The 13,657-nt window shown below is 70.8% G+C and carries 14 protein-coding genes; 9 read left to right on the forward strand and 5 right to left on the reverse strand.

Annotated features, from left to right (window positions below; all coding sequences use genetic code 11):
- Positions 1-9 precede the first annotated feature (9 nt).
- The 6 genes from IEX69_RS16470 (at position 10) to IEX69_RS16495 (ending at position 4,641) form a co-directional block, all read left to right on the forward strand.
- Entirely contained in the window at positions 10-747 is a 738-nt protein-coding gene (locus IEX69_RS16470; RefSeq protein ID WP_085018671.1) for an SGNH/GDSL hydrolase family protein, read from the forward strand.
- Positions 748-854: 107 nt separating this feature from the next.
- A complete protein-coding gene (exaC, locus tag IEX69_RS16475) occupies positions 855-2,429 on the forward strand; it encodes an acetaldehyde dehydrogenase ExaC (protein ID WP_085018672.1) in 1,575 nt (524 codons plus the stop codon).
- On the forward strand, positions 2,429-2,833 hold the full coding sequence (locus IEX69_RS16480; protein ID WP_085018673.1) for a DUF779 domain-containing protein: 405 nt from the start codon (positions 2,429-2,431) through the stop codon (positions 2,831-2,833). The genes exaC and IEX69_RS16480 overlap by 1 nt, the downstream gene beginning before the upstream one ends.
- Before the next feature lie 145 nt (positions 2,834-2,978).
- Complete coding sequence (locus tag IEX69_RS16485; protein WP_229756393.1) at positions 2,979-3,479, forward strand: 8-oxo-dGTP diphosphatase; 501 nt, start codon at positions 2,979-2,981, stop codon at positions 3,477-3,479.
- Between the two features lie 109 nt (positions 3,480-3,588).
- The gene (locus tag IEX69_RS16490; protein WP_085018675.1) at positions 3,589-4,302 is read left to right on the forward strand and encodes a hypothetical protein; all 714 of its coding nucleotides are present in this window, start codon (positions 3,589-3,591) and stop codon (positions 4,300-4,302) included.
- Between the two features lie 75 nt (positions 4,303-4,377).
- Complete coding sequence (locus IEX69_RS16495; RefSeq protein ID WP_157127094.1) at positions 4,378-4,641, forward strand: hypothetical protein; 264 nt, start codon at positions 4,378-4,380, stop codon at positions 4,639-4,641.
- 21 nt (positions 4,642-4,662) lie between these two features.
- Here the strand turns inward: IEX69_RS16495 and IEX69_RS16500 are convergent, their stop codons facing one another.
- On the reverse strand, positions 4,663-4,803 hold the full coding sequence (locus IEX69_RS16500) for a hypothetical protein (RefSeq protein WP_157127095.1): 141 nt from the start codon (positions 4,801-4,803) through the stop codon (positions 4,663-4,665).
- Positions 4,804-4,863: 60 nt separating this feature from the next.
- On the opposite strand from IEX69_RS16500, the gene IEX69_RS16505 reads away from it, so the two are divergent.
- Positions 4,864-6,438, forward strand: a complete 1,575-nt coding sequence (locus IEX69_RS16505) for a carboxylesterase/lipase family protein (RefSeq protein WP_085018677.1) — start codon at positions 4,864-4,866, stop codon at positions 6,436-6,438.
- A gap of 438 nt (positions 6,439-6,876) precedes the next feature.
- Here IEX69_RS16505 and radA read toward each other — a convergent pair whose 3' ends face one another.
- On the reverse strand, positions 6,877-8,211 hold the full coding sequence (gene radA, locus IEX69_RS16510) for a DNA repair protein RadA (protein ID WP_085018678.1): 1,335 nt from the start codon (positions 8,209-8,211) through the stop codon (positions 6,877-6,879).
- Between the two features lie 98 nt (positions 8,212-8,309).
- Positions 8,310-9,098, reverse strand: coding sequence for a cupin domain-containing protein (locus tag IEX69_RS16515; protein WP_085018679.1), 789 nt, complete (start codon positions 9,096-9,098; stop codon positions 8,310-8,312).
- A gap of 271 nt (positions 9,099-9,369) precedes the next feature.
- Between IEX69_RS16515 and IEX69_RS16520 the strand changes: the two genes are divergently transcribed.
- Positions 9,370-10,923, forward strand: a complete 1,554-nt coding sequence (locus IEX69_RS16520) for a stealth family protein (RefSeq protein ID WP_157127408.1) — start codon at positions 9,370-9,372, stop codon at positions 10,921-10,923.
- Here IEX69_RS16520 and IEX69_RS16525 read toward each other — a convergent pair.
- Positions 10,859-11,797, reverse strand: a complete 939-nt coding sequence (locus IEX69_RS16525; RefSeq protein WP_085018681.1) for a phosphodiesterase — start codon at positions 11,795-11,797, stop codon at positions 10,859-10,861. The genes IEX69_RS16520 and IEX69_RS16525 overlap by 65 nt on opposite strands.
- A 165-nt stretch (positions 11,798-11,962) precedes the next feature.
- Positions 11,963-12,682, reverse strand: a complete 720-nt coding sequence (locus IEX69_RS16530; RefSeq protein ID WP_085018682.1) for a potassium channel family protein — start codon at positions 12,680-12,682, stop codon at positions 11,963-11,965.
- 51 nt (positions 12,683-12,733) lie between these two features.
- Here IEX69_RS16530 and IEX69_RS16535 point away from each other — a divergent pair, with 51 nt between their 5' ends.
- Positions 12,734-13,654, forward strand: coding sequence for an alpha/beta fold hydrolase (locus IEX69_RS16535; protein WP_085018683.1), 921 nt, complete (start codon positions 12,734-12,736; stop codon positions 13,652-13,654).
- Positions 13,655-13,657 lie beyond the last annotated feature (3 nt).

Genomic DNA, 13,657 nt, shown 5'->3' on the forward strand with positions numbered 1-13,657 from the left:
GGGGTGGCGATGGGACGGGGCGGGATGCGGGCGAGCCTCACCGTCCTCGCGGTGGGCGCTGCGGTGGTGATGAGCGGCTGCGCGGCCTCGACGCCGGTGAAGACCGACATCGGGGTGCGCGACCAGCCCGACACCGTCGACTCCGAGCCCGCCCCCGCTCAGACGATCGCCAGCGGCCACCCGGTCTCGCTCGTCACCATCGGGGACTCGATCATGACGGGCAACGGCCTCGATCCGGAGCAGGCCTGGCCCGTGCTCCTGGCCCACCACGAGAAGTGGGACCTCACGAACCTGGCGGAGGACGGCGCCGGCTTCCTCTCGGTGGGCGACGACGGCGGCGTCTTCGCCGATCAGGTGGCCGAGGCCGAGCTGCTGCCGGATGCGCCCTCCCTCATCGTCGTCTCGGCGAGCAGCAACGACCTCGGCGAGGATCCGGACGAGATCGAGGATGCCGCCCACTCGGCCTTCGCCTCCCTCCGGGCCGCCTTCCCCGACACCCTCCTCGTCGGCATCAGCGCGATCTGGGGCAGCGACGAGCCCGACGAGGGTCTCGCACCGCTCAACGCGGCCGTCGAGCGGGCGGCGCTCGACGAAGGCGCGCAGTGGATCGACGTCGGCGAGCCGCTCCTCGGTCGTCCCGACCTCATGCAGGACGACGACGTGCACCCCACGGCGAAGGGTCTCAAGGTGATGGCGCGGGTCCTCGAGGAGGACCTGCGACCCTTCCTCGACCGCGACGCCCGCTGATCGGGCCCGTGCAACGGGGTGCAACCTCGCGCGGCGTACCGTCGACCGCATCCGAGGGCCGCGCCGGCCCCGGACGTCCTGGACAACGTCGTCGAAGGGATCACGACATGACCATCATCGATCGGCCCGAGACGGAGGAGGCCCCGGCGACCCCGGGCTCCACCGTCTACGCCAACCCCGGGGCCGCGGGCTCCGTCGTCTCGTACCGTCCGCGGTACGACAACTTCATCGGCGGGGAGTACGTCCCGCCGGCGAAGGGCCAGTACTTCCAGAACGTCACCCCCGTCACCGGGCAGGTCTTCACCGAGGTCGCCCGTGGCACCGCCGAGGACGTCGACCGCGCCGTCGAGGCCGGGTGGAAGGCGTTCGAGTCGTGGAAGAGGACCTCGCCCACCGAGCGCAGCAACATCCTCCTCAAGATCGCCGACGTGATGGAGCAGAACCTCGAGCTGCTCGCGGTCGCGGAGACCTGGGAGAACGGCAAGCCCGTCCGCGAGACGCTCGCCGCCGACATCCCGCTCGCCATCGACCACTTCCGCTACTTCGCGGGAGCCCTGCGCGCCCAGGAGGGCGGCATCTCCGAGCTCGACCACGACACCATCGCGTACCACTTCCACGAGCCGCTCGGGGTGGTCGGGCAGATCATCCCGTGGAACTTCCCGCTGCTCATGGCGACGTGGAAGCTGGCGCCGGCGCTCGCGGCGGGCAACTGCGTCGTCCTCAAGCCGGCGGAGCAGACCCCCGCGTCGATCCACGTGTGGCTCGACCTCGTGAAGGACCTCCTGCCGGCCGGCGTGCTCAACATCGTCAACGGCTTCGGCATCGAGGCGGGCGCGCCGCTGGCGTCGCATCCGCGCATCCGCAAGGTCGCCTTCACCGGGGAGACCACGACCGGACGCCTCATCATGCAGTACGCGTCGGAGAACCTCATCCCGGTCACGCTCGAGCTCGGCGGAAAGAGCCCCAACGTGTTCTTCGCCGACGTGGCGGAGCAGAAGGACTCCTTCTACGACAAGGCCCTCGAGGGGTTCAGCTTCTTCGCCCTCAACCAGGGCGAGGTGTGCACCTGCCCCAGCCGTGCCCTCGTGCAGCGGTCGATCTACGACGGCTTCGTCGGGGATGCGCTCGAGCGCGTCAAGAAGGTCAAGCAGGGCAACCCGCTCGACACGTCGACGATGATCGGTGCGCAGGCGTCGAACGACCAGCTCGAGAAGATCCTCAGCTACATGGACATCGGGCGCCAGGAGGGTGCGAAGGTGCTCATCGGCGGCGACCGCGCCGACCTCGGCGGCGAGCTCTCGGGCGGCTTCTACGTCAACCCGACGGTGTTCGAGGGGCAGAACTCGATGCGCATCTTCCAGGAGGAGATCTTCGGCCCGGTGCTCTCGCTGACCTCGTTCGACACGTTCGACGAGGCGATCTCGATCGCCAACGACACCCTCTACGGCCTGGGCGCCGGGGTGTGGAGCCGCGACGTGAACACGCTCTATCGGGCGGGCAGGGCGATCGAGGCCGGTCGCGTCTGGTCGAACACGTACCACCAGTACCCCGCTCACGCGGCGTTCGGCGGGTACAAGCAGTCGGGCATCGGGCGGGAGAACCACAAGATGATGCTCGACCACTACCAGCAGACGAAGAACCTCCTCGTCTCCTACGCCGAAGGGCCGATGGGGTTCTTCTGATGCCCGAGCCGACAGCGCTCTCGCGGGTCGACGTGACGGCTGCCGCAGCGGACATGCTGCGGCAGCTGTCGGGCACCCACGGGCAGCTGATGTTCCATCAGTCGGGCGGCTGCTGCGACGGCTCGTCACCCATGTGCTACCCGGTCGGGATGTTCCGGGTCGGGTCGTCCGACGTGCTGCTGGGCACGCTCCAGGTCGAGGGCGCGTACCCGATCGAGGTGTACATGTCCCGCTCGCAGTTCGAGTACTGGAAGAACACCCACCTCACGATCGACCTCGTCGACGGGCGGGGCAGCGGCTTCTCCCTCGAGGCGCCCGAGGGCAAGCGGTTCCTCATCCGCTCCCGGATGCTCACCGACGACGAGCTCGTCGCCTTCGACCTCGCCCCCGCCGCCCCCGCCTGAGCCGCGGGCGTCCGTGCCCATCCTGATCCGTCACTTTCGGCTAGTGCGCGGCCCCGCGACTAGCCGAAAGTGACGGATCAGGAGGGTGGGGGCGCGCTCAGGGGCGCGAAACATGGGGGACACGCGGTGGGCGTAGGCTCGCGGCGTGTCCCGAGTGTCTCCGTACCAGGTCTGCGTCGCCTTCCTCCTGCGCGACGGCGCCGACGGGCCCGAGGTGCTGCTGGGGAAGAAGAAGACGGGGCTGGGCTCGGGCAACATCGTCGGGCTCGGAGGCAAGATCGAGGCGGGGGAGACCGCCGTCGACGCGATCGTGCGCGAGATCCACGAGGAGTCGGGGCTCGTCGTGGCGCCCGACGACGTGTCCGAGCGCGGACTCGTCCGCTTCGCGTTCCCGTACCGCGAGAACTGGAGCCAGGACTCGACGGTCTTCGTGGTGACCCGATGGACCGGCGAGCCGGAGGAGTCGGACGAGCTCACCCCCGCCTGGTACCCGGTCGACCGCCTGCCCCTCGACGGCATGTGGGACGACGCCCGCTACTGGCTCCCGGGCGTGCTGGCCGGGGAGCGGATCTTCGCCGACTTCGTCTTCGGCGAGGACTGCACCACGGTCTCGGGCCACGAGATCCACGACGCCGCCCTGCTCTGAATCCGCCCTCGCGTCCGGCGCATCCGCGTTTCTATGAATCCGCCGCAACACGCGGCGTGGCGGATGCACGATGCCGGGGCCACGACGGGCGCTCGTCTACTCTGGGCGCATGTCGACGCTCCGCAACCCGGTGGGCCCGCTGCCGAAGAAGGTGTACCTCCGGCGTCGACTCACCGTGCTGGCCGTCCTGATCGCGCTGATCGCGATCGTCGTGCTGGTGATCGTGCGGCCCGGATCGAACGACGGCCCGCCCGCTGCGGCCGGCACCCCGACGCCCACCTCGACCGCCGGCGCGGCCGAGGACCAGGCCGCGGCCGATGCCGCCGCAGCCGCCGACGACCACGCGACCGCCGCGCCCACGACTCCCGCAGCCGATCCCTCGCCCACCCCCGCGCCCGCGGTGGTCGAGGCCTCGTCGCCGGTCGCCTGCGATCCCTCGGTGCTCACGATCACGCCGATCACCGACTCCGACTCCTACTCGGCCGGCGCCCAGCCGCAGCTCTCGTTCTCGATGACGAACACCGGGTCCGTCCCCTGCACGCTGAACGCGGGCACGTCCCAGCAGAAGTACACGATCACGAGCGGATCGGACACCTACTGGACGTCGACCGACTGCCAGGTGGGGGCGAGCGACACGATGGCCCTGCTCGAGGCGGGCCAGACCGTCACGAGCGCACCCTTCGCCTGGGACCGCACGCGCTCCACCCCGGAGACGTGCAACATCGCTCGCGAACCCGTCCCCGCGGGCGGCGCCAGCTACCACGTGCACGTCGACGTCGCAGGCATCCCCTCGAAGACCGACGCCCAGATCCTCCTCTACTGAGGTCCGGCGGCGCAGCCTGTCCAGCCCCCGGATGCGGGGATGAGGCGATGGCGACTCGCTCGATACCGTGTCGACGTGGTCTATCTCCTCATGAAGAATCGCAAGCAGCAGTCCCCTCGGACGAGCTTCGTCGCCGTCGGCATCATCTACGTGGTGGCGCTGGCCGACGTGTTCCAGCTGATCGCCCACTGGGCGTTCATCGACCAGCTGGGACCGTGGCTCGTGGTGCTCGGCATCGCCAGCGTGGTCGCCCTGGTCGCGGTGGCGACGGTCGTCCTCATCCGGACGCTCATCACCGTGCGGCACCTCAAGCAGGGCGGAGTGATCTCGGGCTCGTGAGCGAGGACGCGCCGGGACGCCTCAGGAGCCGAGGTGCTGCGCGGCGGTGGTCGCCATCCAGAGCGTGAGGCCGACGAAGACGACGATGATCACGGCGGCGAGGGCCAGGCCGAGGAGACCTCGCCCGGTGCGCCACCACGGGGTCTGGTCGCCGCGGGTCACCCGACCAGCCTACGAGGACCTCGCCGCACGGTGTTCACCCGGCGCGGCTAGCATGCGGCGGTGACCCTCTCGACGCGCCGCCTGTCGCCGCCTCGCGGGACGCCGCCGCGTCATGACGTCGAGGTCACCGGCGGGATCGTCCGGGGCGTGCTGCGGCGAGGTCTGCGGATGTGGCGAGGGATCCCCTATGCGGCGCCGCCGGTGGGAGAGCGACGCTTTCGCGCTCCCGCGCCGGTGGAGCCGTGGCACGACGTCCGCGACGCCTCGGAGTTCGGCGCCATCCCCATCCAGTCGCGCAACGGCGCGTTCGTCGGGGCGGCGCGCGACGCCGCGATGTCGGAGGACTGCCTCACCGTCAACGTGATCCGTCCCGACAGCGACGAGACCGGGCTGCCCGTCATGGTGTTCATCCACGGGGGCGCCTACATGGTGGGGTCGTCGGCGGAGCACCGGCGCAACGGGGAGGCGCTCGTCGCGGAGGGCGGCGTCGTCTACGTGAGCTTCAACTACCGCCTCGGAGCGCTCGGCTACCTCGATCTCACGCGCTACTCCACGCCCGAGCGCCCGATCGAGTCGAACCTGGGCCTTCGCGACCAGGTGGTGGCCCTCGAGTGGGTGCGCGACAACATCCGGGCCTTCGGCGGGGATCCGGCACGGGTCACGCTCTTCGGAGAGTCGGCGGGCGGCAACGCGGTCACGACGCTCATGGCCGTCCCCGCGGCGCACGGGCTGTTCGCCCGGGCCATCGCGCAGTCGTCCCCGGCCAACGCCATCTACCCGCCCGAGGTCACGGCGGTGTGGGCGCAGGAGTTCGTGGCGATCCTCAGCGACCTCGTGGGCGACCGGGAGGTCGAGGCGACCTCCGACGACGAGGGCGGCGCCGTGCTCACCGCGGCGTCGGCAGAGCAGCTCGCGGAGGCCACCGTGACCCTGACGCTCCGGACCCCGGATGCGCATCCCGGCACGATCGCGCTGTCCCCGGTCATCGACGGCGAGCTGCTGCCGGAGCGTCCCCTCGACGCCTTCAAGGAGGGCCGCGCGGCGCCCGTCCCCCTCATCATCGGCACGATGGATCGGGAGGGGGCGCTCTTCACGGGGCGACTCGACATCCTCGCGACGACGCCCTCCCGCATCCGCGCGATCTTCGCGAACACGAAGAAGAAGGCACGCAAGGCGATCAAGGCCGAGTACCCCGGGCTGCCGGCCCGGCGCCCTGCCGCGGACTTCGGCGGCGACTACGCCTTCTGGTTCCCGAGCGTGAAGGTGGCGGAGCGGCACTCGCAGTTCCAGCCGACGTACTTCTACCGCTTCGACCTGGCGCCCCGCCTCGTGCGCTGGATGGGCTTCGACGCCACCCACGGGCTCGACCTGTTCGCCGTCTTCGACCGCATCGATCGCCCGTTCGGCCGGCTCATGACCGCCCTCGGCGGTCGCCGCGCCTTCCACGCCACGAGTCGGCGGATGCGCTCCCGTTGGCTCGCCTTCGCCCACGGCGAGCTCTTCGACGAGTCGGACTGGCCCCGCTACGAGATGGAGGCGCGTCGCACCCTCATCATCGACGAGGAGGACCGCATCGAGGCGGATCCCCGCGCCACCCGCCGCCACGCCTGGCGCCTCTTCGTCCCCCATGTCTGACCCGCTCGCGCGCCCGCTCCTCGCCGAGCGTGTCGGGGTCCCGTCGAGCGGCGAGAAGTGGCCCGTTCGGGCTCGCGGGAAGGGCGCTTCCTCGCCGGTCGGCAGATGCGCGAACGCGGGTGTCTCCGGGCCCTTCGTCGAGCGGCGAGAAGTGGCCCGTTCGGGCTCGCGGGAAGGACGCTTCCTCGCCGGTCGGCAGATGTGCGAACGCGGGTGTCTTGAGCCCCTTCGTCGAGCGGCGAGAAGAGGCCCCTTCGGGCTCGCGGGAAGGGTGCTTCCTCGCCAGTCGACGGATGCGCGCACGCGGTGTCTCCGGGCCCCTCGTCGAGCGGTGAGAAATGGCCCGTTCGGGCTCGCGGGAAGGGCGCTTCCTCGCCAGTCGGCGAATGCGCGGCGTGCGCGGCGCGGGCGGGGCGCGGCGCGGGACGCGCTCGCGCGCTAGGAGAAGGCGCGGCCCAGGGCGCGGCCGAGGTGGCGCGCCTCGTCGTCGACGAGGGTGGTGAAGCCCAGGCGGCGGGCCTCGGCGGCGCGGATGCGCGCGGAGGCCACCGGACGCACCTCCCCGGCGAGGCTGATCTCGCCGTACGCGGCCAGCGCGTGGGCGAGCGGGCGGTCCTGTGCCGCCGAGGCCAGCGCCAGCGCGATCGCGAGATCGGCGGCCGGCTCGACCAGCTTCACCCCGCCCACGGTCGAGACGTAGACGTCCTTGTCGCTCAGCGTGAGACGCGCTCGCCGCTCCAGCACCGCGAGGATCATGGCCACCCGCGAGGAGTCGACACCGTTCGTGACCCGCCGCGGGTTGGGCGACGGCGTCGCGACGACGAGAGCCTGCACCTCGACGGGCAGGGCCCGACGCCCCTCCAGCGCGACCGTGACGCAGGTGCCGCTCACCGCATCCGACCCCCGGGAGAGGAACAGGCCCGACGGGTCGGGCACCTCGCGGATGCCGTCGCCCGTCATCTCGAAGCAGCCCACCTCGTCGGTGGGGCCGAAGCGGTTCTTGAGCGCGCGGACGAAGCGCAGCGAGGTCTGGCGGTCGCCCTCGAACTGGCAGACCACGTCGACCAGGTGCTCCAGCAGTCGAGGGCCGGCGATCGACCCGTCCTTCGTGACGTGGCCGACCAGCAGCACGGGCAGCGACCGCTGCTTGGCGATGCGGATGAGGGACGTCGCGACCTCGCGCACCTGCGTGGGGCTGCCTGCCGCGCTGTCGAGCGAGGAGGACGACACGGTCTGCACGGAGTCGACGATCAGGAGGTGCGGCTGGACCGCGTCGATCTGCCCGAGCACCGTGCCGAGGTCGGTCTCGGAGGCGAGCATGAGCGTCGGAGACAGCGAGTGCGTCCGCTCCGCGCGCAGCTTCACCTGCGACGCCGACTCCTCGGCCGACACGTAGAGCACCCTCAGGTGCTCGGACGCGGCCTTCGCCGCGACCTCGAGCAGCAGCGTGGACTTGCCCACGCCGGGCTCGCCGGAGAGCAGGATGGCGGCGCCGGGCACGAGCCCACCGCCGAGCACGCGGTCGAACTCGCCGATCCCCGTGGCCCAGTGGGACGCCGCATCCGAGTCGATCTCGGTGATGGGCCTGGCGATGCGCGCCTCGTCGACCACCACGGGCTTGACCGTGCGGAGGATGCCCTCCTGCTCGGACACGGCGACCACGGTGCCCCAGCTCTGGCACTCGCCGCAGCGCCCCGCCCACTTCGCCGCCTGCCACCCGCACTCCGTGCAGCGGAAGCCGCTCGTCGTGCGCGCGGATGCTCTGGTCGCCATGCCTCACACCCTAGGTGCCTCCGCCGACATCGCGACTCGGCCCCGCCGTCCTGGGGACAGCGGGGCCGAGAAGCGCGACGGTGCGGGAGCCGACAGGCTCAGTTCTCCGACTGCGCGGACTCCTGCGACGCGGCACGCGCGGCCCGGCCCTGGGCCGCCACGGTGGCGGCGCGCTCGGCGAGGCGGTGTCGCACGTCGGCCTGAGACTCCTCGACGAAGGCGGGGTCGAGGGGCGCGGACGGGAAGCGCGGGTCGCCGTGGTACTTCTCGATGTAGGCGTCGAGCGCGGGCCCGGACTCCCACGACGCGATGAGGCAGTAGCGCGGCGACGAGCCCTGGTGCCACACGGCGTGCCAGAAGCGCTGGGTGTCGACGATGACCTGGCGGCCCGCGGGGAGGGAGATGCGCACCTCGGTCTCGGGGTCGAACCGGTCCTCGCGGAGGATGAGGTAGGAGTCGGGGTCGTCCGAGAGGTTGAAGAACGCCCGCACGATCCAGCCCGTGCCGTCGGGGTTCAGGCGGTTGTTGTCGTCCTGGTGCAGGTTGTAGAGGGCGGTGGGGTACGTGTCGGCTTTGAGCTCGATCACGCGGCAGCGGCCGATGTTCGTGCCGGGCTCCTCGGCACGGGCGCGGAGCACGGGCGCCTTGGCGGCGTTGGCCTCGACCCAGACCCCGTCCTTGTCGGTGCGCGGGGGAGTGTGGTTCCAGAACCCGTCGCACTCCATCTCGCCGAACGCGCTCGTCAGCGGGGCGAACCGGGTGTCGCCGGAGGACTTCCAGTCGACGTACTCGAGGTCGAGCCACTCCTGCGGATCGGCGGCCTGGTCGTGATCGTCGAGGACGACGTAGCCCGTCTCGTCGAGGGCCTTCGAGGTGATGTAGCTCATCGTGGGGACGATGCCCTTTCAGGTGGGGGAGCGGCGCGATCCCGCTCTCTGCTGAGGTCAGGCTAACACCTTGAATACAAGCGTTTCAGGGTCGCGGCGGCGTTCGCCGACATCCGGTCGAAACATGGCACGGCGTAGAATGGAACGTCTGGCGATGGCGGCAGGAGAACCACACAGAAACGACCGATTGGAGGCGACCGTGTCCGACGACGTCCGCGGAGTGAACCCCCCTCTTCTCGAGTCCCTGGCGCAGACGGCGCCACCGGTCCTGATGAGGTCCGACCTTCTGCTCTCCAAGGGGGAGCTGACGCTCGACGTGGCGCGCACGACGCCACGGGAGTCGATGGTCGCCGACCTCCTGGCGGTGGCGGATGCGCTCGACTCGGCGAACATCCCCTACCTCCTCATCCGGGGCAACGACGACCGCCCCGTTCTGGCGCTCCAGGCGAAGTCGCGGAAGGCCGTGCGCCGTGCGCTGACCGCGGCGTTCGCCGACGAGCCCTTCTATGCGAAGGCCCCGGGAGAGCATGCCCACCTGGTGGCCGACGGCGACGCCTTCGCGGGCAAGCCCCGCGTCGTGCGCATCTACCGTCCGCGGCTCGACCGCACCGGACACCTCCGCTACGGGGCGGAGGGCGCGGTGCAGCTCGAGTTCTGGCGGGTGTCGAACAACACCATCACGACCCCGGTCGAGAACTCGCTCACGCGGACGACCATCCCGCGCGACGAGGTCGTCGAGTCGACGGTCGAGCTGTACGGCCGCAGCTGGCGGACGATCGACGGCATGTTCCAGCCGCTCGCCTCCGACGTCGACTTCGACATCGACATGGTGTTCTCCTGGGTCGACGGCACGGACATCGAGTTCCAGCGTGCCCGCGCCAAGCGCATGGCGAACTACGTGGTGGGCGACGGCGACGACTCCGAGGCCCGCTACCGCCAGATCGACGAGCTGAAGTACGCCCTGCGGAGCGTGTGGATGTACGCGCCGTGGGTGCGTCGCATCTTCATCGCCACCGACTCCCCGGCGCCCGCGTGGCTCGCCGACGACCCGCGGGTCACCATCGTGCGCAGCGAGGAGTTCTTCCGCAACCCCGACGACCTGCCCACGCACAACTCGCACGCCGTCGAGGCGCAGCTGCACCGCATCCCGGGCCTGGCCGAGCACTTCCTCTACAGCAACGACGACATGTTCTTCGGGCGTCCGCTCAGCCCCGACATGTTCTTCTCGCCCGGCGGGGTGACGAAGTTCGTCGAGGCCACCACACGCGTCGGTCTCGGCGGCAACGACCCCTCGCGCAGCGGGTTCGAGAACGCCGCGCGGGTCAACCGCGCCCTGCTCCAGGAGCGCTTCGGCCGGATCACCACGCGGCACCTCGAGCACAGCGCCGCGCCGCTCCGGAAGAGCGTCATGTTCGAGCTGGAGGACGAGTTCGCCGAGGCCTTCGCACGGACGACGGCGAGCCCGTTCCGCTCGGCGACCGACATCTCGGTCACGAACTCCTTCTACCACTACTACGCCCTGATGACGGGCCGCGCGGTGGTGCAGACGCAGGCGCGGGTGCAGTACATCGAGACCACGCTCCGCTCGGCGCTCAAGGCCATGCGCCGGCTCCTCAAGCGCCGCGACGCCGACATGTTCTGCCTCAACGACGGCTCGAAGCCCGAGATCGGGGTCGAGGAGCGCACGACCGCGGTCATCGACTTCCTCGAGCGCTACTTCCCCTTCCCCGCTCCGTGGGAGAAGGAGTCGCGCGCCGAGGTCAGCGTCGGGTCGGCAGAAGGACCGGCATCGTCATCGGGGGCTCTGGCGCAACCCGTGGGCTGACCGCCTCGGCGATCCGGACGCCCTGCGCGGCCAGTCGGCGAGCCGACTCCTCCGCGGTGATGTGGTCGAGCGCGGGGAAGCTTCCGAGCGGGACGACCGAGTGCAGCACCGTGTGCTCGTAGACGTGCACCAGGTTGAAGCCCTGGGCGCCGTCGCGACCCCTCGTGCCGCCGGTCTCCACGTTGAGGTCCTGCGTGTAGCAGGTGGCGGAGGCGACGGAGACCGGGATCCCGGCGAACGTCGCCGTGGTCGAGTAGTGCAGGTGGCCGGCGATGATCGACCGGATGTCGCTGCCCTCGACGACCTCGGCGAGGCTCCGCTGGTCGCGCAGCTCGACCGAGACCGCGAGATCGAGCACGCTGGGCACGGGCGGGTGGTGCATCGCCAGGATGGTGCCGTGCGGGGCCGGGATGGCGAGCTCCTCGGCGAGCCAGTCGAGCTGCTCGCCCGACACCTCGCCGTGGTGATGGCCCGGGACCGTCGAGTCGAGGGTGATCACGCGCAGGCCGTTCACGTCGTACACGCGATCGACCGACTTGTCGGTCGGCACCTCGCCGAAGAGCCCAGCCCGGAAGGCGCGGCGCTCGTCGTGGTTGCCCATCACCCAGATGACGCGGGCGCCGAGCCGCTGCGCGGCGGGCTCGACGATCGCCCGCAGGTTCCGGTACGCATCCGCCTCGCCCTTGTCGGCGAGGTCGCCGGTGAAGACGATCGCCTCGGGCCTGCCGCCGGAGGCCTCGAGCTCGTCGAAGAGCTGCTCGAGGTAGGCGGTGCTGTCGACGCGGTCGTACAGCTTGCCGCGTCGGGCGAGGAGGTGCGTGTCGCTGATGTGGAGCAGGAAGTGGTTCGGCCTCGGGTATTCGGCCGTGCGCATGGTCACTGATGTCCCGTTTCGGGTCGGTTCGACGTGTCGGTGGTGCGTACTGCTTCACACGACCCAATCACGAAAAGGTGAACGTCAGGCGACAGGAGTCCGCGAGTCGGGCCAACAGACGATGATGCCCCACGAGCCCGTCTCCGTCGACCCCGCGTGCGGGGGTCAGTCGCGGGACCGCTCCGCAGGCGTCCGACGGATGCGTTCGCCGAGCACCGACACGATGGTCGCCGTCGCGACGCCCACGATGACGATGCCCCCGGCCATCAGCATGACGGCGAGGATGCGGCCGAGCGCGGTGACGGGGTAGTAGTCGCCGTATCCCACCGTGGCGATCGTGACACATGCCCACCACAGGGCGTCGCCGAAGGTCTCGATGTTCGCTCCGGGTGCTCCCCGTTCGGCGGCGAGCACGCCGAGGGAGATGGAGTAGACGAAGAGGACCGCGAACAGAGCGGCGTAGCTCACGACGCGCCCGCGCACGGCCGATCCGGACCGGCCCCGGAGGGCGGGGATGCGGTGGAGGTACGACAGCAGGAGCAGAGGCCGGAAGACCGGGACGATGACCGCGAGCAGCTCGACGGGGGTCTCGCGGACGAACCGCGCCTTGCGCGGGGCTCGCAGGAAGCGGACGAGGTACTCGACGACGAAGAGCGTCCAGGTGGCGGAGATGAAGAGGGTGAGCGCCGTCCGCTCGTCACCGGTCAGGTCGGTCGCGAGCACCTGAACGCTGTACGCGACGAGGAACGCGAGCGACAGGCAGAGGAGGAGGCTCCGGGTGGCGCGCACCCAGCCGCGCTCCTGCTCGGGATGCGGCGCGTGCGGCTCGTCCGACGCGCGCGGTTCCTGCGGCGCGCGCGGCACGTGCGGGCTGCTCTCGGTCATGTCGGCACCACGATCCCACGGGCCGACGGGAGCAGACGGTAGGTTGGTCGCGTGTCAGACTCGGGGGCAGAGGCCAGACGCGTCGCGGTGGCGCGCGACGAGAGTCTGCCCGATGTCGACTGGGCCGATCCTCCGGCGGGGACGGTCGTCTCCACCTTCCTCGCTCCGAGCGGCCGCCTCGCCACCTGGTCTCTCGGCGATCCCGCGCATCCGCGGGTCGTGCTCGTCGCGGGGGCGACGGGTTCCAAGGAGGACTTCCACTTCCTCATGCCCGAGCTCGTCGCGGCCGGGTATTTCACGCAGAGCTACGACCTGGCGGGGAACTTCCAGTCGGCGGGCGCCGGCCCGTGGAACCTGGAGCCGCCGGAGGACCGGTACACGCTGCGACTCTTCGTCGACGACATGATCGCGTTCCTCGAGGCCGGCACGACACCGGCGCACCTCCTGGGGTACTCGTTCGCCGGGGTGGTGGCCGCGGTGGTCGCGGTCCAGAGACCCGAGCTGGTGGCGAGCCTCACGTTCCTCGGCACCCCTCCCGACCCCGGGCAGAGCTTCGCCGGGGTGAAGCGGCTCGGCCCCTTCGCCCGGCTCGCCACCCCCGGCGCGGCCGCGGCGCTCATGCGCTGGGGCGTCCAGGTCAACGTGCTGCACGTCAAGCCCGGGCGGCTGGCGTTCGTGCGCGACCGCTTCCGCTTCACCAGGCGCGATGCGCATCGCGACATCATGCGCATCATGATGGAGGCGCCCGACGTTGAGTCGCGGTTGCGGGCGCTGAGCATCCCCAAGGCCGTCGCTGTGGGCGAGCACGATCTGTGGCCGCTCGAGCGGCACGCCCGCTTCGCGGAGGCCATCGGGGCGAGCATCAGCGTGTACCGCACCGGGCACAGCCCCTGCGAGGATGCGCCCTACGAGCTGGCCGCCGACATGCTCGCGCTGTTCGAGAAGGCGGATCCACCAGCGCCGTCGGCCTGAACC

The sequence above is a fragment of the Cnuibacter physcomitrellae genome (assembly GCF_014640535.1).
Taxonomy (GTDB): Bacteria; Actinomycetota; Actinomycetes; order Actinomycetales; family Microbacteriaceae; genus Cnuibacter; species Cnuibacter physcomitrellae.